A 26,197-nucleotide genomic window follows, 5' to 3' on the forward strand; every position below is an offset into this window, starting at 1 on the left:
TTAATTATTTAAAAAAATATTGAAATATTAATTTAAAAAATTTTTATTAAATATAAAAACATAAAAAATAATATTCAAATAATTTTTATAGATAAAAATAATAAACAATGTTTATAAAATAATAATAATTAGAAGTTTAATTTATATAAAAAAGATAATATCTATGAAATAAATGTGTTTACCTTTTATAAAAAATATATGTAAGTATATATCCTATAATTTATTAAGGCACAAAATAATTATAGAAGGTAAATTAATCAATAATCCAAACAATTATCATAACATGATACTCCTATAAAAAAATACAATAAGCATAAATTATAGTCTATAATCTATAAATAAGTAACAAAACACTTAATCCAATTTTAAAACCGCTAAAAATGCAGATTGCGGGACTTCCACTCGTCCAATTTGTCGCATTCGTTTCTTACCTTCTTTTTGTTTTTCTAGTAATTTTCTTTTACGAGATATATCACCTCCGTAACATTTGGCAGTAACGTCTTTTCGTAAAGCTTTAATAGTTTCTCTAGCAATAATCTTAGCTCCAAGTGCTGCTTGAATAGGAATATCAAATTGTTGTCTCGGAATTAATTCTTTAAGCTTTTCACACATTTTTTTACCTATAGTATAGGCATTATCTTGATGAATCAAAGCAGATAAAGCATCCACAGGCTCACCATTTATAAGTATGTCAACTTTCACCAGCTTGGAAGTTCTCATTCCGCAAGGCGAATAATCAAAAGAAGCGTATCCTTTGGAAATAGTTTTGAGTCTGTCATAAAAGTCAAAAACCACCTCAGCTAAAGGCATTTCAAAAAATAGCTCTACTCGGTCAGTAGTTAAATACGATTGGTTAGTCAGTTCGCCCCTTTTATCAATACAAAGGTTCATTACAGAACCAATAAAATCTGATTTGGTGATAATTGAAGCTTTAATATAAGGTTCTTCTACACGATTTAATGACGTAGGTTCCGGAAGTTCCGAAGGATTATGTACTACAATCGCTTTTTCAGGATCCTTATTTAAATAGGCATTATAAGATACATTGGGAACGGTAGTAACTACAGTCATTTTAAATTCTCGTTCCAAACGCTCTTGAATGATTTCCATATGAAGCATACCTAAAAATCCGCAACGGAAACCAAATCCTAAAGCAGCGGATGATTCCGGTTCAAAAACAAGAGAAGCATCATTAAGTTGAAGCTTTTCCAAAGCAGAACGCAACAATTCATATTCTTCCGTATCCACCGGATATATTCCGGCAAACACCATTGGTTTTACTTCTTCAAATCCGGCAATAGCTTCAGATGCAGGGCGTTCAACCGATGTGATGGTGTCACCTACCTTAACTTCACGAGCTTCTTTAATACCACTTATAATATATCCCACATCACCGCAATGTATAACATCTTTTGGGACTTGATTTAGTTTTAAAGTTCCTATTTCATCGGCATCATAGCTTTTACCGGTAGCCATAAATTTCACTTTTTGACCTTTAGTTATGCTGCCGTTTACAACCTTGAAAAAGGCCTCTATTCCTCGAAAAGGATTAAAAACAGAATCAAAAATCAACGCTTGTAATGGAGCATTAGGATATCCGGATGGTGCCGGGATTCTTTCCACAATTTGCTCCAACAATTCTTCAACCCCCGCTCCGGTCTTGCCACTGGCGCGTAATACGTCTTCAGGTTTGCAACCGAGAAGATTTACAATTTCATCGGTAACTTCTTCAGGATTTGCAGAAGGTAGGTCAATTTTATTTAAAACTGGAATAATTTCCAAGTCGTGTTCTAACGCTAAATAAAGATTGGATATGGTTTGTGCCTGAATACTTTGTGCGGCATCAACAATTAATAAGGCACCTTCACAGGCAGCAATAGAACGAGAAACTTCATAAGAAAAATCAACATGCCCGGGAGTATCGATCAAATTCAAAACATATTTTTCCCCTTTATATTCATACTCCATTTGAATAGCATGACTCTTAATAGTAATACCCCGTTCGCGTTCTAAGTCCATATCATCTAAGGTCTGTTCTTGCAGCTCACGATCAGAAATAGTTTTGGTTTGTTGTAAAAGTCTGTCTGCTAAAGTGCTTTTGCCATGATCTATATGGGCAATAATGCAAAAATTTCTTATGTTCTTCATATTTTCTACAATAGTGCAAAAATACATTTTTTATAAACAATATAAGGGTGTATTTGCTACAAACTGCGAATCTGGGTAAAAAATTTTGGTTGAATTCCTATTATTTCGATAGGAATTATTACATTTGCGGAGTTTTAATCTAAAATAAAACTAAAAAACTTTATTAAAGAACATCAAAAATAAGAAATGAAAAAACTGAGTTTAACAGAGGATTGGACAGCCACAATAATTGGTGGATTGGTCATAGTATTAGGTATTATTTTATATTCTTCATTCGGGTATACACTAAGTTGGCCTACATTTAAATGGAGCACCGGTGACGATTTATTGTCCAATGTTTTAACAGGTAAAAATTTTATAAACATTTTTATCATTTTTATTGTTTCTTATATTTTATTATTATTGGCAGATCTATTACAAGGAAAACCTATGAGTTCAGCAAAAGGGTTTCCCTTACTGTTTATTCTTACTATAGTCGCCATGGTGATTGGTGGAAACTCGGTAATGAATTATTGGGGATTTGAAACCGTAATATTTTGTTTGCTTATAGGATTAGTTATCAATAACTTTATAGGTACTCCTCAGTGGATGAAAGGATGTTTATCTTCTGAAATGTATGTGAAAATAGGATTGATTTTTTTAGGCTCAACCATTATTTTTCAAGATATTATGCAGGCGGGTGCTTTGGGATTAATACAATCAGTAGTAGTAGTTTTCTCTGTTTGGTATTTTTCTTTTTGGCTGTGCAAAAAATTCAATATAGATAAGGAAATGTCTATGATGCTTTCCAGTGCGGTATCCATTTGTGGAGTTTCAGCTGCTATAGCAACGGCAGGAGCAATAAAAGGAGATTCCAAAAAATTATCTTATGTAGTATCACTAGTTTTAGTAGTTGCTGTACCTATGATTATCATTATGCCGGCATTAGCTAAATTATTAGGATTAGGAGAAGTAATGGCCGGTGCATGGATTGGTGGAACAATTGATACTACCGGAGCAGTAGCTGCAACCGGAGCCGTTTATGGGGAAGAAGCACTTAAAATTAGTACAATAGTTAAATTTTCACAAAATGTTTTGTTAGGTATTGCTGCCTTTTTAATAGCTGTTTATTGGAGTTATACTAAAAAAGAAGGAAATGAATTTGCTGATAAACCTAATCTAAAAGTAATTTGGGATCGATTTCCTAAATTTGTTATAGGTTTTATCTTAGCTTCTTTGTTATTCTCATTTGTTATTCCAACTGAGCACTACAAACCGGTTCTTGCTGTATTGAAGAAATTTCAAGGATTATGGTTTGCCTTAGGGTTTACCTCCATAGGTTTAGAAACTAATTTTAAAACGTTGATTAATAAAGAAAACAGAAAAGCTACTTTAGTATTTTTAGGCGCACAAACTTTTAATGTTGTATTTACCTTAATTATCGCTTATTTAGTTTTTGGTATCGAATGGACTAAAATATAAACAATTACTTTATTATTTTTATTTTGGGAGAGATTAGCAAAATAGTTAACTCTCCCATTATTTTTATAAATATTTTTATTGGGAAAAAAGTTACTTTTTAATTTAGTAGAGAAAGGTAATTGACCCGTTGGTTTTTCATATATTAAAATAAACTTTTCCCTTCATAAAGATTATATATTTCCATAATCTCTTTTAGAATCTTTTTGAAATTAATTTTCATGTCAATTAATTTTCCGGATCGTATGTCAAAAATCCAGCCATGAACCTTTAGATTACTTTCTATAATAGCTTTTTGTACAGCAGCGGTTTTAATTAAATTAATGCATTGTTCTTCCACATTCAATTCAATAAGCCGATTGTATTTTTCCTCTGAGTCGGTAATTAAATTTAATTCATCTTTATGAATTCTATAGACGTCCCTGATATTTCGCAACCACGGATTTAAAAGTCCCAGGTCTTTAGCCTCCATAGCCTCTTTAACTCCGCCACAATAATAATGTCCACAAACAATGATTTGTTTAACTTTTAAATGATCGATAGCATAAGTTATTACAGATTGAACATTAAAATCTGTGCTAATAACCATATTGGCTAAATTTCTATGGACAAAGACTTCTCCGGGTTTAGCTCCAAGTAATTCTTCAGTTGCTACCCGACTATCAGAACAGCCAATATAAAGAACTTCAGGGTTCTGTCCTTCTGATAGCTTCTGGAAATACTCCTTATCCATAGATAACTTTTCAGCTATCCATGTTTCATTGTGGGCAAATATTTTTTCAAAATTCATGTATGGATTAATATAGTAGTAAAAAAATAATGAACAAAAATTAGAAAGAAATCATTTATATCATAATTCCTTTGTTACCTTTATATACGCTATATTTTCCTGAACCTAAGAAGAAAAGCGCTAATGAAGTTAATAAATAGAATAGGTTAAGTTCAACTTTTAAACCTCCGGTTTGCGATAGTGAAAAACCTTCCATCCCATGCACTAAATAAAAAGTCATAAGCATAGTAAATGCTACTAAAAGGGATGAAATCCTTGTAAAAACCCCTAATAAGATACAAATAGGAGCAAATACTTCCCCTAAAGGAACTCCAAGCCATAGATATTCAGGCAAATTTTTTGAAGTAAGCATTCCTTTTATAAAATCGTGTCCATGATATAATTTAGATATTCCATGAAAGACCATTAATCCGCCTATTGAAACACGTAATAGGAGTTTTCCAAGATCAGAATTCAATTCTTTAGCCATAATTATAATGTAAATTTGATCAAAAATAAATTTTTTATTTCATAAATTCTGTATCTTTTGTAAATAAAATCAAATTTACTATAGTAAAAAATGTATTACAATAAGTTTTACGATAAACGTAATTAAGTGATATAAAATGTATTTTACTAGATAAAAATAAAGCTTGTATAAGCGATACTTTTACCATATTGTGTATTTATATTAGTCGTAATCAGATATGAAAAGATACTATTATAGAAATAAAAACAAACATCGAAAAACTATAAATACAAAAAAGCCCTGTTTTTACAGGGCTTTTTTGAAAGTATATTTTATAAAATTTAAATTTAAAAAGGTTTAATATCAAATACTATTGATTCTAATACTTGAATTACGGCTGCGGTAGTATCCAAAGAAGTAAAACAAGCTACACTGTTTTCAACAGCATTTCGTCGAATTAAAAAGCCGTCTTCTTGAGCTGTACCGTCATTAGAAAGTGTATTAATAACAAATTGAGCTTTCCCTTGTTGCATAATTTTAACAATATTGTTGTCTTCACTTTCAATCTTGTTAATTTCAACAACAGGAATGTTATAGTCGCGGAAATACTTGGCAGTTCCTTCGGTAGCCATAATTGTATAACCTATATCATAGAATCTCTTCGCTAATGGGAGAGCCTCGGCTTTATCCTTGTCTGCTACTGTGAATATGGCATTACCTAAAATAGGTATATTGATTTGCCCCGCTCTTAAAGCTTTATAAAGAGCTCTTTCATAAGTAGTATCTTTTCCAATAACCTCCCCGGTCGATTTCATTTCAGGGCCTAACGTAATATCTACAGAACGTAATTTAGCAAATGAAAAAACAGGGGCTTTAATGTATATATTACGAGGTTCCGAATAACAATCCATAGCATACCCTTGCTCTTTCAAAGATTGGCCTAAAACAGCTTTTGTTGCTATTTTTGCTAAAGGAATACCGGTTACTTTGCTCATGAATGGAATGGTTCGGCTGGAACGCGGATTAACTTCCAGAACGTATATTTTTCCGCTCATTAAAACAAACTGTATATTCATTAATCCAATGATTTTAAATCCTCTGGCTAATGCTTGAGTTTGTCTGATAATTTCTTCTTTTTCTTCTTTTGTTAACGTTTGGGATGGATATACAGCAATAGAGTCTCCGGAATGAACTCCGGCTTTTTCAATGTGTTCCATAATTCCGGGAACAAAAACATTTTCGCCATCGGAAATTGCATCCACTTCAATTTCTTTTCCAATTAAATATTTATCAATTAGAATAGGTTGTTTCTCATGAACATTGATCGCTTCTTTCATATATCGTTCCAATTCAGAATCTTGATATACAATTTGCATGGCTCTTCCTCCTAAAACATAAGAAGGACGAATAACAACCGGATAACCAATGGAATTAGCTACATGTAAGGCCTCTTCTAACGTAAATACCGTATCGCCTTTAGGACGAGCGATATTTAATTCGTTTAATTGTTCTTCGAATTTTTTACGGTCTTCAGCTCGATCTATATCTTCCAGCGTAGTACCCAATATTTTTGCTCCGGCATCTATGGCAGCTTGAGCCAAGTTAATGGCCGTTTGACCACCAAATTGAACTAAAACACCGTCCGGTTTTTCTAAATCTATAATAGAAGTGATGGATTCTCTGGTTAAAGGTTCAAAATAAAGTTTATCAGAAATGCTGAAATCTGTAGAAACGGTTTCCGGATTGCTGTTGATGATAATAGCTTCATATCCTGACTCTTTAAGGGCTAAAACACTGTGTACGGTAGCATAATCAAATTCCACCCCTTGTCCAATTCGTATAGGTCCGGAACCTAATACAATCACTTTTTTCTTATCAGAACGTACCGATTCATTTTCAATACCGTAAGTACTGTAAAAATATGGGGTTGTGGATATAAATTCAGCAGCACACGTATCGACCATTTTATACACCGGAATAATAGAGTTTTCCTTTCTCAAAGAATACACTTGCTTTTCTTCCATATTCCATAATTGGGCAATTTCCCAATCAGAAAATCCGTATTTTTTGGCTTTTGCTAAAACCTCAATATCTTTTGGTTTTTCTTTAACTTCTTTTTCAATATTGATGATATGTAATATTTTAGCCAGGAAGAATAAGTCTATTTTGGTTATTTCATGTATTTTTTGAATACTTACACCGTTTCGTAAAGCTTCGGCAATTAAAAACAGACGTTCATCATCGGCATTTTTAAGTCTCTTTTCCAAAGTCGAAGGATCATACGGCGTCATATCTTTTTTAGTTAAATGCAAACAACCTATTTCCAAAGATTGTACAGCCTTTAATAATGATTCTTCAATTGAAGTTCCTATAGCCATAACTTCACCGGTGGCTTTCATCTGAGTTCCTAAATGCCTGTTGGCACTTTGAAATTTATCAAAAGGCCATCGAGGGATTTTGGCAACAACATAATCCAGCGAAGGTTCAAAACAAGCATAAGTAGTATTAGTTACCGGATTTTTCATTTCGTCCAGAGTTAATCCTACCGCAATTTTAGCCGCTAATTTTGCAATCGGATATCCGGTAGCTTTAGAGGCCAATGCAGACGAACGGCTAACTCTTGGGTTTACTTCGATGACTATATAATCTCTACTGGAAGGATCTAAAGCAAATTGAACATTACACCCTCCTTCAATTTTTAAAGCGCGGATTATTTTTAATGCAGAATTTCTAAGTAATTGATATTCTTGATCTGCTAAAGTTTGACTTGGAGCGAAAACAATAGAATCTCCGGTGTGTATTCCCACCGGATCAAAATTTTCCATATTACAAACTACTATGGCATTGTCATTGGCATCCCTCATTACTTCATACTCAATTTCCTTATATCCGGCAATACTTTTCTCTATAAGACATTGATGAACCGGACTGTATTTTAATCCGGAATCAGTAATTTCCCTTAGTTCGGTTTCATTTTCTGCTATTCCACCTCCGGTGCCTCCCAGAGTAAAAGCAGGTCTAACAATTATCGGATAACCAATTTGTTTAGCGAATTCCACCGATGACTCCACGTCATTAACAATTATACTTTCTGCAATAGGTTCATTAATGTTTTCCATTAATTGTTTGAACAAATCTCTGTCTTCGGCCTGCTCAATGGAAGATAATTTGGTTCCGATGATTTCAACATCATATTGGGCTAGAGTACCTGCTTTAGCTAATTCAACGGCAAGATTAAGTCCGGTCTGTCCTCCCAAAGAAGGTAACAATGCATCGGGACGCTCTAATGCAATAATTTGTTGAAGAAAATCTAATGTTAACGGTTCCATGTATACCTTATCGGCAATTTCTTTATCGGTCATGATCGTTGCAGGATTCGAATTAACAAGAACGACTTTGTATCCTTCTTCCTTAAGAGCCAGGCAAGCCTGGGTTCCTGCATAATCGAATTCGGCAGCTTGTCCGATAATGATAGGTCCTGAACCTATTACAAGAATTTTATTTATATCTGTGCGTTTTGGCATGTTGTTTTTTAATTTTTAGTTTGAAGTAATGACTTCAGTTTATATGAATTTTTACTAATTCTTTTACATTAATCCTTTTTAACCTAGTAATAATTCGATAGTGCTTAACTATTCGGATATAAAGAATTTTATTATTTATTTTTAAATTCTTCTACCATAGACATAAAGCGGTTAAATAAATATTCGTTATCATGAGGCCCCGGACTGGATTCGGGATGGTATTGGACAGTAAATGCCCAATTCTTTTTATCCTGTAATCCTTCTATAGTTCCGTCATTTAAAGCTCGATGCGTTACTTCTAAAGTTGTGTTTTGTAAAGATTCTTCATCAACTACATATCCGTGATTTTGAGAAGTGATATACACTCTGTTAGTGGCAAGTTCTTTTACCGGATGATTTGCACCTCTGTGTCCGAATAACATCTTAAAAGTTTTAGCTCCATGTGCAAGGGCATATAATTGGTGACCTAAGCAAATTCCGAATATCGGGGCTTTTCCGCTCAATTCTTTTATAGTGTTTATAGATTCGGTTAATTCTTCCGGATTACCGGGACCATTGGAGAGCATAATTCCATCGGGGTTTAATTCTAATATAGAGCTTGAATCTGTATTATAAGGTACTACCACTACATCACAATTTCGTAAGCATAATTCTTTCAAAATGCTTTTTTTCATTCCATAATCTATCAATACAATTCTGTGTCCTTCTGCTGGAGCACTATAGGCTCTTGGTGTAGAAACTTCGGGAACATGATGTCCTAACTTGGTCTCTTGTAGAGATTTAATTACTTCATCAATGTTTTCATTTTCATCACAGAATTTACCTTTCATGCTGCCTTTGGTTCGTATGGTTTTTACCAAGGCGCGGGTATCAATACCGCTTAAACCGGGAATATTTTGTTTTTTCAAAAAAGAATCGATGTTCATTTGGCTTTTCCAGTGAGATTCTGTTTCAGCGTATTCATGAACGATAATTCCACCTACAAAAGAATTAAGGGATTCAAAATCGCTGGAATTAATTCCATAATTCCCTATTAATGGATAGGTGAAAACAATAATTTGTTTGTGGAAGGAAGGATCTGATAAGGTTTCTTGGTAACCTGTCATTCCTGTGGTAAAAACAACTTCACCGATTGTGAATTGGTCACTCCCAAAGCCTTCGCCATTAAATACTAATCCGTTTTCTAATACTAATTTTCTTTTCAAGGGTTGTTAATTTATTATAGTGGTTTGAATATGGTTATGAATTAAAAACATAGTTAAGCACAGCAATTCTGGCAAAAACTCCATTCGTCATCTGCGTAAATATTCTTGATTTTGAAGATTCGATAAGATCCTCATCAATCTCAACATTACGGTTAATAGGTGCCGGATGCATAATGATTGCCGAGGATTTCATTTTATCGGCTCTCTGTTTTGTTAATCCATATAATTCTAAAAAATTTTTTTCGTCATATTGTTTCGCATGTCTTTCGTTTTGATTCCTTAATAACATCACAACGTCTGCATCTTGTATTACTGAATCAAGAGAAGCATAGGTTCCCATAGTCATGCTGGAATCTCTCCAAAATTCCGGAGTCGCAAATGTTATAGAAGATCCCAGTCTTTTTAAAATTTTAGCATCTGAATGAGCTACTCTGCTATGTATCACATCGCCAACAATTACTATATTCAGATCTCTAAAAGTGCCGAATTCCTCATATATGGTTACTAAATCCAATAAAGATTGGGTAGGGTGGTCTCCGCAACCATCACCGGCATTAATGATAGGCACCTCTATTTTTGTAATTAAATCATCATAAAATCTATCTTGCATATGTCTTATAACAAAACATTCAACCCCTATGGAATTTAAAGTTTTAACTGTATCATAAAGAGTTTCACCTTTTTTAACACTTGAACTTTCTGCATCAAAATATATAATTTCCATTCCTGTTTTTTTCTCAGCCATTTCAAAGCTGAGTTTGGTTCGAGTACTGTTCTCGAAAAAAAGGTTGGATATATAATGATTAGACAGATTTGGAAAAGCTTTTTTCTTTTTAAAGCTTATCGCATCATCCACTAATTCCTCAATCAAACTTAGATCAAGATTTTCTAAAGTGATAAAATGATTCATTATTTATATATTAGTTTAATTGGTGTTATAATAGTATATTTTTTATTATTGCTTTTTAAAAATAAAAAAAAACATCTTAAATAATAAGATGTTTTAAATGAATATTTTAAAAAAATATTTCCGATATCTTCTAAAGATGATTTCTTGCCCTGAATCTGGAATAGTAGAGGGATAAACTTTTTGTTAAAAGTAATTCTTCCTTTTTTGTTTATTGTTTTAGGTAATGATTCAGAATTATTCAAAAGATTTAATTAGTGTGATTATACAAACTTTTTTATTAAATCGATTTTTTAAAATCCTACAAAGATAAGTTGTTTTTTTTGATTGTGCAATTTAAATTTTTATTTATTTTAAATAAATATGTTTCTAAAGCAGAATAAAAATTTATATACCTCATGTTTTAAAATTAGTTTAAAAAAATATTAAATAAGCGTTAAAAACTAAGATATTTAAAATTAACTACTTATAATTTTAAATGAGATATAATGTACATTTAATGTATATAATGCTTATTTTCTTTGTTAATACTTTGTTACATTTGCAGGTTAAAAAACATACATTATAATTGATTAGATAATATATTGTTAATATCATTTTTATTCTTTGCAGATAAATAATAGATCATTGTTTATTATAGAAGATAAATTAAACCCTAAATAATTTTTTAAAATGTATTACTATGATGAATTGATGTATGGCTAAAATTCTATTTAATTCAATAGAATTGTAACTGTATAAAAAACTAAATTATATGAAAAGAAAAGCTAATTATGGATCAATTACTTATTATTCATTATTGTTTTATTTTGTAATACCCATACTTTTGTTGGGACAAAGTCCCGGTGGGTTTGATAGCAATGTAGAGTTATGGTTAAAAGCAGACCAGCCTCAAGAAGGGGGAGTCGGCTCATTGGAGGATAATCAAACGGTGGATTTATGGAAGGATGTATCCGGTAATGGAAGAGATCATAAGAAATTTAATAATTTATTGCCGGTCTATAAAAAAACAGGGGATTTAATGAATTTTCAACCGTCTATGTATTTTGCGCCAAGATCAAGAGCCTTTTTAGTAGGGCCGGATTTGAAAATCTCTGCAAATAAAGCGTATTATGTATTTTACGTATCAAAATTAGAAAAAACAACAGGTATATCTTACGTTTATACATTAAATGCCGGAAAATATAATTATTCGGGATGGTATTCGGGAATCCCATATTTTACTACAGCGGCTGGAACTTATAGAAGTAAAATCAGTCAAGGCAAAAATTATGGTATAGTCGGGATAATTCGTCCTAATAGTACAACTTTAACCCAGATGCTTTATTTCAACTCTATTCCCGAAAACACTTTAAGATCTTATTCTATAAGGCTGGGAGACGGACAGAGTTTGATTGGAGCTTCAACTACAGCACCTGCAAATTCGTTTGAAGGTGATATACAAGAGATAATTGTATTATCTGCCCCTCAAAATACCTATTTAACAGATATGGATTTACAAAAAATTCATTCTTACTTATCCGTTAAATATGGTATTTCTTTAGAGCCAGCTGACGAGATATCTTTTCCAAATTATGTTAATTCAAAAGGTGAAAAAATTTGGGACGGAGAAAATTTCATGTCCTATCAAAACCATGTGTTTGGTTTAGGAAGAGATGATCAATACGGTTTATATCAAAAACAATCTACTAACTATGATTTATCAACTTTAACCGCTTATGTCGGAGATGAATTAGTAGAATTAAATGATAACAATAATGGAATTCTAGACAATAACACTTTTTTGATGTTTGGATCTAATGATGAGATTGGTGTAGAACGGTATGAACATTTGCAAGGAGAAAAATATTCTAACAGCATATTGAGTGAAGATATATTTTTTAAATTAAAAAGAACTTTAAAAACAAAGGTAACAGGAACCAAAAGTCTAACTGTCAACATGAAATTAAATGTTGATGCTAAATATGTTATAGTTAGTTCTGTAGAAACGTTTGATCCGTCAAAAACTCGTATTTATCCTGTTAATGAAGGAATCGTTAAAGGAGTTGAAATAGAGAATGATGATTACCTTTCATTTACCAGTGAACGACCTAATCCGGGAGGTGTAAATTTACTAACAGAACTTTGGTTACGAGCTGATGATATACCAAGCACTGAAAGAGATAGTACTGAAATTAGTACTTGGCAAGATATTTCAGTATACAAACGGGACCACTCGGTCATTGCTGATGCTAAAGAGTTTAAAGGACCAATTATTCGTAATCAAAATGGATTAATGAATTATCATTCACATTTGCAATTTACTAATACCGGTCAGTCAAATTCTACAATTCCGGTATTAACTGCACCAAGTTTTTTTAGTTCAGATAAATCTTACTACATATTCTATGTATCTGAAATAAATACAAGCGGATTATCGGTATTATATGCTTTAAACAGTAATTATAGTAATACCAATAATGATAATAACCAAGGATGGTATTTTGGAAATCCCGCATTAACCAATGGGTATAATCCGTCTAATACTGTTCAAATGCATTCCAATAGTATAAATAAAACGTATGGAGTGGTAGCAGTTGAACGAACCAATGATAAATATGTTGAACAAAGAATCATATTCAATGGTATTTCCAATTCGTTTAACGGATTTGCAATGGACAATAAAATTCCGGCGTTAAGTCTTATCGGAGCTCGACAACTCTATACTAAAACTTTAAATTATTTCAATCCTTTTGTAGGTAATGTTCAGGAAATAATTGTTCTTTCTGGAAATAAAGGAACACCCATAGATTCCAAAGACTTTAATAGAATTAATTCTTATTTAGCGATTAAATATGGAATTACATTACATAGTGAATCTGAACCGGATTATTATGACTCTTATGGGAACAAAGTTTGGGATGGTAAAATAAATGCAGGATTTAATCATGATATTTTTGGTATAGCCAGAGATGATAGTTCTGATTTATATCAAAAGCAATCTGTAAGTTATGATAGAGACCTTATGACCATTTTTGTTGGTAATGAAGTCGCAGATATGAATAAGTTAGCTAACGGAACCTTAAAAAACAAAGATTATTTGATGTTAGGTTCTAATGGATTAGAAGATTATTTATTAGATTATAATTATCTTGAAGGCACTGCTTATGCAAACGGTAAATTGCCATTTAGAATCGATTATAGAAATCAGGTGACCTTAAAAGCACAGACATCAGGATCCGGTTCCTATGTAGTAAATATACAACCAAGTTTGACGGCAAAGATTTTGTTAGTTTCACCTGATGGAAAATTTGAGCCCCAAAACACCAGATTTTATCTAGTAGAAAATAAAGTTGCCAGAAATGTTGAAATTAATGATGGAGATTATATAAGTTATGCTTTATACGGATTTGCTCCGGGGGGAGTATTGAATGGATTAAGATTGTGGTTAAAAGCAGATGACAAGAAGAGTTTAGTGTTTGATGGTGAAAGCTCTAAATTATTGATTTGGAAAGACCAAACCGTTAATGAAAACGATTATTATTTTTCATTAGTGGATAATAACTTTAAAATGGAGCCGGTGTATGATTCATGTAATAGTAAAATGAATTTCTTTCCAAGTATATATTTTAGTCAAAATTCCGCACTTGCTATAAAGAAGGGGCCTATGAGTACTAATGCGCCGGAACATACCACTTCTTTCATCATTTATAATAGCTTCGCGTCTCCATCAACAGTTAGAACCTATACCCACGGCTTTGGTGGAGTGGATCCAGTTACGGTGAAAACCAGACACCCGGCGGTAGGTTTCAATCCTAATTATGGAACAGGAAGAATAGCAACTTCCATAGCTATAACTCAAGGTACAGTAAAAGGATTTGAATTTGGAGCTACAGCCTTGCATATGACCAGGCTTAGTAAAGCTTATAAAGGTATAGATCCGAAATTTCCTTTAATCGAACATGATTTTGGAGGTATTGTTGATACATTATCCAGGCCGGAAACTAACTTTGGTTCGGATTTCTTAATGGCTAGTGGAGGAACTATAGGTGCAGCGAGTTTAAATTCCGGGCTTTTTGATGGATTAATTTCCGAATTGTTTTTTTATGAAAGAAAGTTAAGTAAGAATGAAAAAGTTCGTATACAAACCTATTTAGCAATGAAATATGCTATTACTTTGTATACAACTAAGTATATAAATACGGGTACGGAAATAGTAAAATTACAAAAACAACCGACTGATTACATATTATCAGACATTAAAACTAAAGTTTGGAAAGGATCAACACAGCCTTATTCTGACTATCATAGAAATATTGCCGGGTTAGTACGTGATGATAATTCAAATATATTTGTTAACAAAGCTCGATCTACTGACATACAATCAATTGTGACTATTCAAGCCGGTGAAAGTACCGAATGTGGACAAGGTAAAAAGTCTGTTTTAAAAAATGATCTAAGTGGATTATTTTGGGGAAATAACGGAGATACGGGAACTACAGATTTAAGTGAGCTTTCACAATCTATTTGTGGAGGATTAGACAGAAGAATGAATCGAATATGGTTAGTAAATAAAACCAATTTAGATGAACAATCGGTTATTATTTCAGCTGATGAATCTGCAGATGAATTCGTTTTTAATCAAAATTATAGAGTTTATTTATTAATAGCCAATTCAGATGATGATATTAAAAATGAAAATTGGGCTTATACTATACCCGGCGAATGGGTAGATAACAAAGTTCAATTTAATTATAAATTTACAGAAGATACTACCTATTTTACCTTTGGGGCTGTTAAGTCAGATGGAGTTTGTACAAATTGCAGTTTCAGCGGATATAAAACCATTGATCTACCTCAAATTTGGAAGGGAGCGGCAAATAATGGTCAGCTAGATAAAACGGTTGATTTAGGAGATGATTTCTCTGCCAATATTAATATTTCAGATCCGGGCAAAGTTCTACGATATAAATACCCGAGAAGAAGTGGTAAAACCTTGCAATTTTACCGATATGGAAATTTTGATAAAGATAAAGAACCTATCACTACTACCATTTCATTTACTGGAGGAGCTGCTGCTGCAATGTTTGAAATATTTGATATTGATACCCAGGCGTACAGATCAGATGAAATTAATGTTTACGGAATTTGCGGAGGAGGAATTGTTAAACCAAAGCTTATACACGTAGCACCTAAAAAGAAAAGTTCTTATACTATTGATAAGAATATAGCAACAGCAAAAGCTACGGGTGGTTATAGATCTTCAGGATATACCGCTGCCAGAGGAAAAGTTTTAGTAGATTTTTCCGTAGCTGTCGAGAAGATAGTTATTGAATATAAAGTTCATTATAATAGACGTCCTGCGACGGGATCACAAATGGTAGGTATTGGGGCTATAAAGCTATATTGTCCAAAACCGGTGGAAGTTAATGAGGATGGTCTTGCTTTTACACTTAAAGTTGCTGAATCCACCCTTACCTGTGAAGAAGTGCCTTTTATATTTAAAATCATGAATACCAATTGCGAATCCAAATTAATAGATTTGACAGACCAACTACCGCAAGGTATGCAATGGGTGAAAGAATCTTTAAATGTTGAAGACGGAGATTTTACTACTGAAACTAAAGAATATGGAGACAGTGATTTGCTTTCTATAAAAGGAATAAAAGTTCCCGGTGGAACTACAACTATTATTACGGCTAGAGCAAAATTTACAGAAGATAAAACAGCATCCTATTTTACAAGGGCTTCTATACAATATTTAAATCGTAATGATGAAAATGTAACCTATGAAAGTTGTGATGTTATAGATGGTTGTGGTAATACCACTGTAAATGCTGTTGCAGCAGGTTTACCAAGTCCGGTTATAATAAGCGATCTTAGAGTGGATAAAACTTGTATTGCAGAAGATGATGCCATTTTAGTTACAATGGATATAAACAATCCTAATTCTTTATTGGATAATGTAACCTTAAATGCATCATTTAGTGAAGGATTTAAATATGTAAAAGGAAGTTTAAAAACTTCTTTTAAAATGACGGACGGTACAATTAACACAGAAGATATTGAAGATAATGAGTTCGAAATAGAAGACTTTAGCTTACCGAATGGAAATCATACATTAAGCTTTAAAATTAAAGCGCCTGAAATTCTGCCTAATAATTTTACGGAAATGGAAATAAATATAGATATGACGACATCTTCCGAAATTGATTGTGCCTCCATTGATATAGACGGTAATAACTTTGTTTTGGTTTCATTCTGTACACCTGTTCCATTTTGTACATTAGATCCTAATCTGGAACCTTCAACTGAAGTTTCTAAAATTGGAATTACCACTCTTGAAAAAGAATTGAAAGGGTGGCCTTTTAATACATACAATGGATTTATAGTTTTGGAATCAAAAAATAAAGGTTTTGTAATTACAAGAACAAGTTCTGATTTAATTCCTCAGGAAAAACTAGTTGAAGGAATGGTTATATATGATACTACGGATAAATGTATTAAATTGTATAACGGTGAGGAATGGCATTGTATAGAAAGAACTTGTCCTCAATAATTTTTTGACGAGCAAAATTGAAAATAACTCAAAAAATGAAAAATGATATGAAAAATAAAATATTGATCTTATTTATATTGCTCCTAACAGTAACTTCAAATGCGCAAGTTGCTATTGGTAAAAAGAAGGTGGATAAAGGTGGAATTTTAGATTTTAGTCAAGGGACTACTAAAGGTATACTATTGCCTATCGTTGAAACGTTACCGGAGAAAGCGGTTGATGGAACTTTTCTAATGGATAAAGAAGATGCGGTAGTTAAAGTGAAAGTAAATGAAAGTTGGATGGATTTATCCGGAACGGGCAGTGTTTCCAATGTAGAGTTTAATAATTCTGTTGAAAAAGGAAATGGGGTTGTCATCGGAGATTATACGAGTTCAACACCCGAAGGAGTATTAGTCTTAGAGGCGGCCGATAAAGCTTTAATTTTACCAAAAATTTCCGATCCTCATTTAAATGTAAAAAGTCCACATCCGGGGATGATTTGTTATGATACAGCAAGTCAATGTATAGCAATTTTTGATGGTTTACAATGGAATTATTGGAAGTAAAAGAAAATTTTAGTGGATACATGCTAAATAAATTTAAATATGATTAGAATTAAATTTTTTTCATTCTCTAGATTTCTTATTTGAATAGATGAATAAATCTTTTACTAATCCTTAGAATGGATAAATTTAATAGATAAAAAAGGGTAAATTAATTTACCTTTTTTTATATCATATAATTGATAAAAAATTGTAACTTTTATTATATAATGCTAAAAATATTAATTAATTCAACAAGATGTTAAATTGTAAATAATTTAAATTATTTCAAATTAAGAATTTATAAATGTAAATATTAATTTAAGTTAATATTTATTTACGTAACAGGAATAAAAAATGAAAATATTGCTAAATTTATTTATACAAAATGTGAATTAAAATATTTTTTATGTTTGATCATATATTATAACTGAAAAGAATTATATTAGTAGAAATAATGATTATAATATTGTTAAATTAAATTATTTGTTTTAATTAGTATAAAAAAAAATAATATTTTTCATTTTATAAATAACAAAAAATTAATAGAAAATATAATAAATAATTAATGAGAAAATTATTAGCGCCATTTATAAAGATTTCAAGTTTTTACATAATAGTTGGTTTAATTTTAAGAATTGTTCTTCTCTTTTCACCTGTTACGGATTCTAATTTTTCATTTATTGATTATTTAAAAATATTTTCTGTTGGCATACTTAATGATTTTGGTGTATCAATTATAATATTTGCGTTTTTTTGGATACACTTAATCTTTATTACCGATTCAAAATTTAAATCACCTTTAAAATACATTATATTATGTCTTTTTTTGATTTTAATTGGTTATTTGTTTCTTTTTAAAACGGTTTTTGATGATTATGGAAGTGCTGTTCCTAAAATAATAAAGACATTTGTACTAATAAAAGCTTCATCATATATAATATTACTATTGATCCCTAAAATAAGGCAAACATGGCGTTATTGCATATACTTTTTTATTTTCTTTTTATACATTTTTTTAATTAATTTCAATGTAATCAGTGAATTTTTATTCTGGAATGAATTCGGGGTAAGATATAATTTTATAGCTGTTGACTATTTAATATATACCAATGAGGTAATCGGGAATATTTTAGAATCCTATCCTATTATTCCCATGTTCTCTGCATTAATAGTAATCTCAGTATTGATTACCATATTTTATCTCAAAAAATCCAAAAATTACTTTGAAGATTTACCTAATTTTAAAACAAAATTAATAAACAGTATAGTTTATATAATACTATTTATCGGTGCGATTTTTCTTTTAAAAGTAAATGAAAAGTATGAAAATTCAGATAATGCCTTTGTAAATGAATTACAAGCAAATGGATTAGTTCGATTTTGTAATGCATATAGCGACAGTTCCTTAAACTATGATAAATTTTATGCAAAATTGCCCTTACAAAAAGCATTTTCATTAATTAATAAAATTTATGAAAATCAATGGTCTGCAAAAAATAATACCAAAATTATAAAGGATACTCTTCCGGAACTTCATAAAAACGTTATTCTTGTAACCATAGAAAGTATGAGTGCCGGTTTTCTAAAGGAATTTGGAAATACTCAAAATTTGACACCTAACTTAGATAAGTTGGCAAAAGAAGGACTTTTTTTTACTGATATGTATGCTACCGGTAATAGAACCGTTAGAGGTTTAGAATCTGTCACCCTATGTATCCCGCCATCACCCGGTGAAAGTTTAATAAAAAGAAATAACAATGATCATATGTTTTCTACGGGGTATTTATTCAAACGCAGAGGATATACCGTTCAATATTTTTATGGTGGATATGGATATTTTGATAATATGAATACTTTTTTTGAAGGAAATGGGTATAATATTATAGATAGAAGTTCTTTTAAAAAAGATGAAATAACTTTTGCTAATATATGGGGAGTTTGTGACGAAGATATGTTTATGAAAGCCATCCATGTGTTTGATGAAAATAGTAAACATAAGTCTCCCTTTTTCGGACATATTATGACAGTAAGTAATCATAGGCCATTTACCTATCCCTCAGGGAAAATAGATATATCTAATACCAGTAAATCCAGAGAAGGAGGCGTAAAATATACGGATTATGCTATTGGTAGATTTATCGAAGAAGCAAAAAAACGTCCTTGGTTCCCTAATACAGTATTCGTGTTTGTAGCAGATCACTGTGCCTCAAGTGCCGGTAAAGAAGATATTCCTTTGGATAAATACAAAATACCTGCAATTATATATTCTCCGGGATTTATAAAACCGGAAAAGTTTTCAAAACTGGTTTCCCAAATTGATCTTATGCCTACACTTTTTGGTAAATTACATTTTTCCTATTCATCACGTTTTTATGGGCAAGATGTATTTGAATCTACTTATCAACCACGGGCATTAATCGCAACCTATCAGAAATTAGGATATTTAAAAGATAATAAATTAATTGTTTTATCACCCAACCAAAAAATTGAACAATATAATGTGATAGAAGGAACTCAAATGAAAAAATCAAAATCCATTGATACTTCTATGGCTGATGAAGCAATAGCTAATTATCAGACATGCTTCTATTTTTTGGAAAACAATAAATTGCGGGTAGAAAATAAATAAACAAATTTATTCTCTTTCAAGAACGGATTCATATCTCATTTTACGAAATACATTTATAAGCGTTATCACATCATTTTCACAGTATGTTTTTATACGTTCTAAATTTTTATCTTTATAATATACATCAGATACCTCATTGCCATTCATGTCATCTTTAGGAGAAGGCAATCCGAAAACATGAGATAATAAATCCAGTGATGTATAGTGTTTATAATCTCCGAATTTCCACAAATCCATAGTATCAAGATGTTGAATTTCCCATGGTTTTTTACCGTGAAATCTTAAAATTTTAGGCAGCTCTATTTGATGAATCATCATTCGCCGGGCGAGATAAGGAAAATCAAATTCTTTACCGTTATGAGCACATAAAATCAAATTGGATTTAAAATAATTTGATTTTAATAATTCATTAAATTCAATTAATATTTTTTCTTCGTGATCACCATAAAAACTTTTAATACGAATTTTTTTATCCTCGATAATTAATCCACAAGATAAACATATAATTTTACCAAATTCAGAAAGTATTCCTGCTCTTTCATAATAATACTCTTCCGGGGAAACATTTTCTTTCCTTTGAAATTGAGTTTTTTTCTCCCATAAAACTTTAGTTCTTTCAGATAATTCGTTCCAATTTTCATGTTGAGGAACGGTTTCCAAATCAAGAAATAAAATTTGTTTTAAGGGTATAGAAGATAACATACTAAATATTTAATATCTCAAAGGTAATCAAAACTTATAATTCAGATAATATTGATTAATTTTAAGAAATAGTAAAATATTATGAAAAATATATTTGTTACAGATATTGACGGAACATTAACTGATCCATGCAAACCTAGCTTAGATGCTTACGGAATTAAAGCTTTACATAAAGCTTTAAAATTAGGTGAAGTTATATTAGCTTCCGGCCGCCCTTTTCAAGGAATTATAAGCATGTATTCACAGGAAGACCTTATCATTGATTATATAATTGCATTAAACGGAGCACATATTTTATATAAAAACAAGACATTTAAAACCTATCCCATATCTCTTGATATCATAAAATATTTTTTGCAAGTCAAGCAGCAATATTTAAACTTATGGTTTTACACAGAAGAAGCTTGGTATGCTTCATCTTTAGAAACAGAAGTTTACTGCAAAGAAGTAAAAGGAGTTAATCATCAGGCATTGCCTTTAAAAGATTATAATTTTCAAGAGGTATTAAAAATATTAATTGTTGAAGAAAAAAATTTAAAAGAAGTAACCGAAGATTTAAAAAACAATCTTAAAGGGGTTCACATAACTACTTCATCAAATTCTTACATAGAAATATTTTCTTCAAATATAAATAAATATTTAGCTGTAGAAGAGGTAGTAAAAAATACAAAAAGTAGAATTTTTTCATTTGGCGATTCTTATAATGATTTGGAAATGATTACAAATTCTTTTTTTGGATGTGCAGTAAACAATGCGGTAAAATCTTTACAAGAAAAAGCACATTATATTTCTTCATATAAGTATGGAAAAGGAGTTTATGATTCGCTAAATTACATTGAAAGAAAATTTTTTAAATGATACTTTATTGTAATTGTTAACTATAATTTAATAAAATATGACAGAAAAACATAAAAATTATTAATAATTTAAGTCCTATTTAAATGCATTTTAATGCGTTGATTTTAAGGTTAATAAAATTGCAATAAATTCTTTGAAGAATGAGCATTTCAATCAAAAAGTATTAAAAAATATTATTATAGTAAAAAAATTTTTATATTTGCCGACTGAACTATAATAAAAAAATAAAAGGTTATGTCTGACATTACATCAAGAGTAAAAGCTATCATCGTAGATAAACTAGGAGTAGATGAAAGCGAAGTTACACCAGAAGCAAGTTTTACAAATGACTTGGGGGCAGATTCATTAGACACAGTAGAATTAATCATGGAGTTTGAAAAGGAATTTGATATTCAAATACCTGATGATCAAGCAGAAAAGATTTCAACAGTTGGTCAAGCCATTTCTTATATTGAAGAAGTAAACAAACAATAATTTACACAAAGACACATTCAAGTATGGCTTTAAAACGAGTAGTAGTAACTGGACTGGGTGCAATAACTCCAATCGGAAATAATTTTAAAGAATACTGTAAAGCTTTATTAAGCGGAGTTAGTGGGGCTAGTCCAATTACTCTATTTGACGCAACAAATTTTAAAACAAAATTCGCTTGCGAAGTAAAAAATTATAATCCAGAGGATTATTTTGAAAAAAAAGATATTCGCAAATATGATCGATGTGCTCAATTTGGATTAATTTCTACCAAAGAAGCGGTAATCGACAGTAAAATATTAGAATATTCTGATTTAAATAAAGATAGAGTAGGAGTTGTATGGGGATCCGGAATAGGAGGTTTAAACACTTTTGAGCAAGAAATTACCGCTTATGCTTTAGGAAATGGAACTCCTAGATTTAATCCATTCTTTATTCCAAAAATGATTGCAGATATGACCGCAGGTCTTATTTCAATCGAATATGGATTTAGAGGGCCGAATTATGCAACTGTTTCAGCTTGTGCTTCTTCTTCCAATTCTATAATTGATGCTTTAATGCTATTAAGATTAGGTAAAGCAGATGTAATTATAACAGGAGGTTCTGAAGCCGGGATAGTAGCGAGTGGTGTTGGTGGTTTTAACGCTTTACACGCTATGTCTACTCGTAATGATGATCCTAAAACTGCCTCTAGACCTTTTGATAAGGATAGAGATGGATTTGTTCTTGGAGAAGGAGCAGGAACCCTTATTCTAGAAGAATATGAACATGCAGTAAAAAGAGGAGCTACTATTTATGCCGAAGTAGTTGGGGGAGGATTAAGTTCCGACGCCTATCATATGACAGCCCCTCATCCTGAAGGATTGGGAGCATATAATGTTATGAAAAATGCTATTGAGGATGCCGGAATTGAATTAACAGATATCAACCATATTAATGTCCATGGGACTTCAACACCATTAGGAGATTTAGCTGAATCAAAAGCTATCCTAAAATTATTTGGTGAACATGCATACAACATCCAGATCAATTCAACCAAATCAATGACCGGACATTTATTGGGTGCTGCAGGTGCCATTGAAGCCTTGGCTTGTATTGTGGCTATCAGAGAAAATAAAGTTCCGCCTACAATCAATCACTTTACTGACGATGAAGAGTTTGATAAAAGATTAGATTTTACTTTTAATGTAGCAAAAGAAAAACAAGTAAATTATGCAATGAGTAATACTTTTGGTTTTGGTGGTCATAATGCATGTGTTATTTTAAAGAAATTTTAAAATAAGAGATTACTAACAAATGAGTATTTGGAAAAAAATACTTTTATGTTCATATTTATTTAAACAAAATTCTAAAAAAAAAGAGGAAACAACTTTTAATAAGAAAATTGAAAATCTTATTGGATATAAACCATCCAACCTGTCGATTTTCTATGAGTGCTTTACTCATTCCTCAATTAATACAAATGATAATAAGAATTTCGAAAGATTAGAATTTCTAGGAGATTCCATATTATCAAGTATAGTATCTGACTATTTATACCATCAAGCACCTGATAAAAAAGAAGGTTATCTTACTCAGATGCGTTCCAAACTGGTAAGTCGAAAATCCTTAAATGTTTTAGGAGCAGATTTAAAATTAACCTCTTTTCTTCAAAAGAGGCAAAATACAAGTTTGGGCGAAAATATAAATGGAAATTTATATGAAGCGTTGGTTGGTGCAATTTATATAGATAGTGGATTTGAATTTTGTCGAAATTTTATAAAAGAAACACTCATTAAGCAAGAAAACTTTGAACAGCTTGAAAAAAGAATTGCAAGTTACAAAAGTCTGATTATTGAATGGGCTCAAAAAAATAAACTCGAAATTATTTTTAATACATTTCAAGAAGAAAATGCAGAAGAATCATTAATCTTCAATTCTATAATTCAACTGGATAATAAGATTATTGCTAAAGGAAGAGCTACTTCTAAGAAAAAAGCCGAAGAGAGCGCTTCCAGGAGAGCCTATCACAGTCTTAGCAAGTATTATAATTCTCTGCAAAATAAATGAGTATATTAAAAACATATTCTTTAGATTGGGAAGTAAATGATCCAATATTTGATTTTAATTTATTAGGATTTAAAACCTGTATTAATAAAGATTATGATTTTGTATTCTATTTAAATAAGAATTGCAACCTTAATTTTAAGCGAGTCAATGACCAACAAATAATAGAAGATGGGATTACTTATATTTTCTCAATTTATAGGTTTTTCCATGAAAAAACTAAACAAAAATTAGAATTAATAAGTAACTTCTCCTTTCCTCAAACCATACATGAAAATGATAGTTTTTTTGACCAGATCGAAAAAGTTAAAATTTTAATCCCCGAATATAAATATTACAATTATTTCTTAAAATCAGATGTCATATTAGATGAAGAATTCTATATAAATTTGGGAAATCTTAAAAATATTTATAAATTTAGTGAAATAAATATAGATAAAATTAAAATAAAAAATTTAGAAAATTTGATATTACCTACATAATGAGTGGATTTAGAAAAAAAACGAAGATAGTAGCTACTATTGGTCCTGCATCTGAAGATAAGAATACATTATTAAAGATGTTCCAAGCAGGTGTAAATGTAATTAGAGTGAATTTCTCTCATGCAGAAGAAGAAGTTGTTGAAAAATGGGTACGTACAGTTAGAGACCTTAATGAAGAACATGGCTTTAGCGTAGCCTTATTAGCCGATTTACAAGGGCCTAAACTTAGAGTAGGTATTGTTAAAGAAGGAACAATTGTTAATGCTGGAGATACAATTACGTTTACCAATGAAAATGTAGAAGGAGACGCAAAGCAGGTTTATATGAGTTATCCCCAATTTGCTAAAGATGTCAAAGTGGGAGAAAGAATATTATTGGATGACGGAAAATTAATTTTTGAAGTTTTAGAAACTAATTTAACAGATAAAGTAGTAGCAAAAGTTATTCAAGGAGGTCCGTTAAAATCTAAAAAAGGAGTTAACTTACCAAATACTCAAATTTCTTTACCGGCTTTAACGGAAAAGGATATTAAAGATGCGATAACTGCAATAAAATACGAATTTGATTGGATTGCGCTTTCTTTTGTTAGACATAAAGAGGATGTTATAGATTTACAAAATTTAATTAAGAAACACTGTGATCATAAAATCCCAATTATAGCAAAAATTGAAAAACCGGAAGCTATAACTAACATTGAAGAAATAGTTCATGTTGTAGATGGAATCATGGTGGCCAGAGGAGATTTAGGAATTGAAATTCCGATGGAAAAAGTTCCTTTAATTCAAAAGAATTTGGTTAGCATATGTAAAACTCACTGTAAACCTGTGATCATAGCAACTCAAATGATGGAAAGCATGATTGACGGGTTAACACCTACCAGAGCGGAAGTTAATGACGTAGCTAATTCTGTATTAGACGGCGCTGACGCGGTTATGTTAAGTGGAGAAACCTCAGTAGGTAAGCATCCGGTTGAAGTAATTGAGAACATGTCTAAAATTATTTTAAGCGTAGAAGATGATCACCGTATTCAAATACCTTTGCATTATCCAAAAAAAGGCAGTGAGCGTTATATAACTGATATGATTTGCTACAATGCTGCAGTTATGGTTGGACAAGTAGGAGCGAAAGCTATTATTACTTTAACTCAATCAGGATATACAGCATTTCAAATATCATCCCATCGTCCACTAGCTAATATTATAGTTTATACATCCAATAAACGAATAATCAATATGCTAAGCTTACTATGGGGCGTTAAAGCGTATTTATATGAAGGAGCGAACAGTACTGATGAAACAGTTGTTGAGGTTAACAATAATATTAAGCAAAAAGGGTATATTAAATCAGGTGATTTTGTAATCAACCTAAATGCAATGCCTTCTTTTGCGAATAGTTTAACAAACACATTACGCCTTACCCAAATTTAACATATTTAAATTTTTACCATAAAAAAAGAGTTCAGTT

At 31.2% G+C, this 26,197-nt stretch carries 17 protein-coding genes; 10 read left to right on the forward strand and 7 right to left on the reverse strand.

Annotated features, from left to right (window positions below):
* Positions 1 to 354: 354 nt before the first annotated feature.
* Positions 355 to 2,148: a translation elongation factor 4 gene (lepA, locus tag GFV01_RS06855; protein ID WP_160565829.1), complete on the reverse strand. Its 1,794-nt coding sequence runs from the start codon at positions 2,146 to 2,148 to the stop codon at positions 355 to 357.
* 186 nt (positions 2,149 to 2,334) lie between these two features.
* Between lepA and GFV01_RS06860 the strand changes: the two genes are divergently transcribed.
* Positions 2,335 to 3,609, forward strand: a complete 1,275-nt coding sequence (locus GFV01_RS06860; protein WP_160565831.1) for a YeiH family protein — start codon at positions 2,335 to 2,337, stop codon at positions 3,607 to 3,609.
* Between the two features lie 142 nt (positions 3,610 to 3,751).
* Here the strand turns inward: GFV01_RS06860 and GFV01_RS06865 are convergent, their stop codons facing one another.
* The 5 genes from GFV01_RS06865 to GFV01_RS06885 form a co-directional block, all read right to left on the reverse strand.
* Positions 3,752 to 4,396, reverse strand: coding sequence for a carbonic anhydrase (locus GFV01_RS06865; protein WP_160565833.1), 645 nt, complete (start codon positions 4,394 to 4,396; stop codon positions 3,752 to 3,754).
* A gap of 55 nt (positions 4,397 to 4,451) precedes the next feature.
* Positions 4,452 to 4,865, reverse strand: coding sequence for a DoxX family protein (locus GFV01_RS06870; RefSeq protein WP_185116728.1), 414 nt, complete (start codon positions 4,863 to 4,865; stop codon positions 4,452 to 4,454).
* A gap of 326 nt (positions 4,866 to 5,191) precedes the next feature.
* Positions 5,192 to 8,368, reverse strand: coding sequence for a carbamoyl-phosphate synthase large subunit (carB, locus tag GFV01_RS06875; protein ID WP_160565835.1), 3,177 nt, complete (start codon positions 8,366 to 8,368; stop codon positions 5,192 to 5,194).
* Positions 8,369 to 8,499: 131 nt separating this feature from the next.
* Positions 8,500 to 9,573 carry a carbamoyl phosphate synthase small subunit gene (locus GFV01_RS06880; protein WP_160557562.1) on the reverse strand — a complete coding sequence of 358 codons (1,074 nt, stop codon included), beginning with the start codon at positions 9,571 to 9,573 and terminating at the stop codon, positions 8,500 to 8,502.
* A gap of 34 nt (positions 9,574 to 9,607) precedes the next feature.
* Positions 9,608 to 10,483, reverse strand: a complete 876-nt coding sequence (locus tag GFV01_RS06885; RefSeq protein WP_160542472.1) for an aspartate carbamoyltransferase catalytic subunit — start codon at positions 10,481 to 10,483, stop codon at positions 9,608 to 9,610.
* Positions 10,484 to 11,234: 751 nt separating this feature from the next.
* On the opposite strand from GFV01_RS06885, the gene GFV01_RS06890 reads away from it, so the two are divergent.
* The 3 genes from GFV01_RS06890 (at position 11,235) to GFV01_RS06900 (ending at position 20,174) form a co-directional block, all read left to right on the forward strand.
* Positions 11,235 to 17,018, forward strand: coding sequence for a hypothetical protein (locus tag GFV01_RS06890; RefSeq protein WP_160565837.1), 5,784 nt, complete (start codon positions 11,235 to 11,237; stop codon positions 17,016 to 17,018).
* A 47-nt stretch (positions 17,019 to 17,065) separates the two neighbouring features.
* Positions 17,066 to 17,566 (forward strand): hypothetical protein, encoded by a 501-nt coding sequence (locus GFV01_RS06895; protein WP_160565839.1) that lies wholly within the window; start codon positions 17,066 to 17,068, stop codon positions 17,564 to 17,566.
* 544 nt (positions 17,567 to 18,110) lie between these two features.
* On the forward strand, positions 18,111 to 20,174 hold the full coding sequence (locus GFV01_RS06900; RefSeq protein WP_160565841.1) for an LTA synthase family protein: 2,064 nt from the start codon (positions 18,111 to 18,113) through the stop codon (positions 20,172 to 20,174).
* A gap of 6 nt (positions 20,175 to 20,180) precedes the next feature.
* Here GFV01_RS06900 and GFV01_RS06905 read toward each other — a convergent pair whose 3' ends face one another.
* Entirely contained in the window at positions 20,181 to 20,876 is a 696-nt protein-coding gene (locus GFV01_RS06905) for a ribonuclease H-like domain-containing protein (RefSeq protein WP_160565843.1), read from the reverse strand.
* A gap of 81 nt (positions 20,877 to 20,957) precedes the next feature.
* Here GFV01_RS06905 and GFV01_RS06910 point away from each other — a divergent pair, with 81 nt between their 5' ends.
* The 6 genes from GFV01_RS06910 (at position 20,958) to pyk (ending at position 26,160) form a co-directional block, all read left to right on the forward strand.
* Positions 20,958 to 21,734, forward strand: coding sequence for an HAD-IIB family hydrolase (locus GFV01_RS06910; RefSeq protein ID WP_160565845.1), 777 nt, complete (start codon positions 20,958 to 20,960; stop codon positions 21,732 to 21,734).
* 234 nt (positions 21,735 to 21,968) lie between these two features.
* Positions 21,969 to 22,208, forward strand: coding sequence for an acyl carrier protein (locus tag GFV01_RS06915; protein WP_055424989.1), 240 nt, complete (start codon positions 21,969 to 21,971; stop codon positions 22,206 to 22,208).
* A 23-nt stretch (positions 22,209 to 22,231) separates the two neighbouring features.
* Positions 22,232 to 23,482, forward strand: a complete 1,251-nt coding sequence (fabF, locus tag GFV01_RS06920; protein WP_105296290.1) for a beta-ketoacyl-ACP synthase II — start codon at positions 22,232 to 22,234, stop codon at positions 23,480 to 23,482.
* 19 nt (positions 23,483 to 23,501) lie between these two features.
* On the forward strand, positions 23,502 to 24,254 hold the full coding sequence (gene rnc, locus GFV01_RS06925) for a ribonuclease III (RefSeq protein WP_160542465.1): 753 nt from the start codon (positions 23,502 to 23,504) through the stop codon (positions 24,252 to 24,254).
* Positions 24,251 to 24,733, forward strand: a complete 483-nt coding sequence (locus GFV01_RS06930) for an IPExxxVDY family protein (RefSeq protein ID WP_160542464.1) — start codon at positions 24,251 to 24,253, stop codon at positions 24,731 to 24,733. The genes rnc and GFV01_RS06930 overlap by 4 nt, the downstream gene beginning before the upstream one ends.
* On the forward strand, positions 24,733 to 26,160 hold the full coding sequence (pyk, locus tag GFV01_RS06935) for a pyruvate kinase (protein ID WP_105296287.1): 1,428 nt from the start codon (positions 24,733 to 24,735) through the stop codon (positions 26,158 to 26,160). Before GFV01_RS06930 ends, pyk begins: the two co-directional genes overlap by 1 nt.
* Positions 26,161 to 26,197: the final 37 nt, after the last annotated feature.

The organism is Apibacter sp. B2912, from assembly GCF_009827835.1.
GTDB lineage: Bacteria > Bacteroidota > Bacteroidia > Flavobacteriales > Weeksellaceae > Apibacter.

Bases quoted from the DNA above. Each gene is read 5' to 3' on its own strand.
- lepA (WP_160565829.1), bottom strand. From the start codon at position 2,148: ATGAAGAACATAAGAAATTTTTGCATTATTGCCCATATAGATCATGGC.
- GFV01_RS06860 (WP_160565831.1), top strand. From the start codon at position 2,335: ATGAAAAAACTGAGTTTAACAGAGGATTGGACAGCCACAATAATTGGT.
- GFV01_RS06865 (WP_160565833.1), bottom strand. From the start codon at position 4,396: ATGAATTTTGAAAAAATATTTGCCCACAATGAAACATGGATAGCTGAA.
- GFV01_RS06870 (WP_185116728.1), bottom strand. From the start codon at position 4,865: ATGGCTAAAGAATTGAATTCTGATCTTGGAAAACTCCTATTACGTGTT.
- carB (WP_160565835.1), bottom strand. From the start codon at position 8,368: ATGCCAAAACGCACAGATATAAATAAAATTCTTGTAATAGGTTCAGGA.
- GFV01_RS06885 (WP_160542472.1), bottom strand. From the start codon at position 10,483: ATGAATCATTTTATCACTTTAGAAAATCTTGATCTAAGTTTGATTGAG.
- GFV01_RS06890 (WP_160565837.1), top strand. From the start codon at position 11,235: ATGAAAAGAAAAGCTAATTATGGATCAATTACTTATTATTCATTATTG.
- GFV01_RS06895 (WP_160565839.1), top strand. From the start codon at position 17,066: ATGAAAAATAAAATATTGATCTTATTTATATTGCTCCTAACAGTAACT.
- GFV01_RS06900 (WP_160565841.1), top strand. From the start codon at position 18,111: ATGAGAAAATTATTAGCGCCATTTATAAAGATTTCAAGTTTTTACATA.
- GFV01_RS06905 (WP_160565843.1), bottom strand. From the start codon at position 20,876: ATGTTATCTTCTATACCCTTAAAACAAATTTTATTTCTTGATTTGGAA.
- GFV01_RS06910 (WP_160565845.1), top strand. From the start codon at position 20,958: ATGAAAAATATATTTGTTACAGATATTGACGGAACATTAACTGATCCA.
- GFV01_RS06915 (WP_055424989.1), top strand. From the start codon at position 21,969: ATGTCTGACATTACATCAAGAGTAAAAGCTATCATCGTAGATAAACTA.
- fabF (WP_105296290.1), top strand. From the start codon at position 22,232: ATGGCTTTAAAACGAGTAGTAGTAACTGGACTGGGTGCAATAACTCCA.
- rnc (WP_160542465.1), top strand. From the start codon at position 23,502: ATGAGTATTTGGAAAAAAATACTTTTATGTTCATATTTATTTAAACAA.
- GFV01_RS06930 (WP_160542464.1), top strand. From the start codon at position 24,251: ATGAGTATATTAAAAACATATTCTTTAGATTGGGAAGTAAATGATCCA.
- pyk (WP_105296287.1), top strand. From the start codon at position 24,733: ATGAGTGGATTTAGAAAAAAAACGAAGATAGTAGCTACTATTGGTCCT.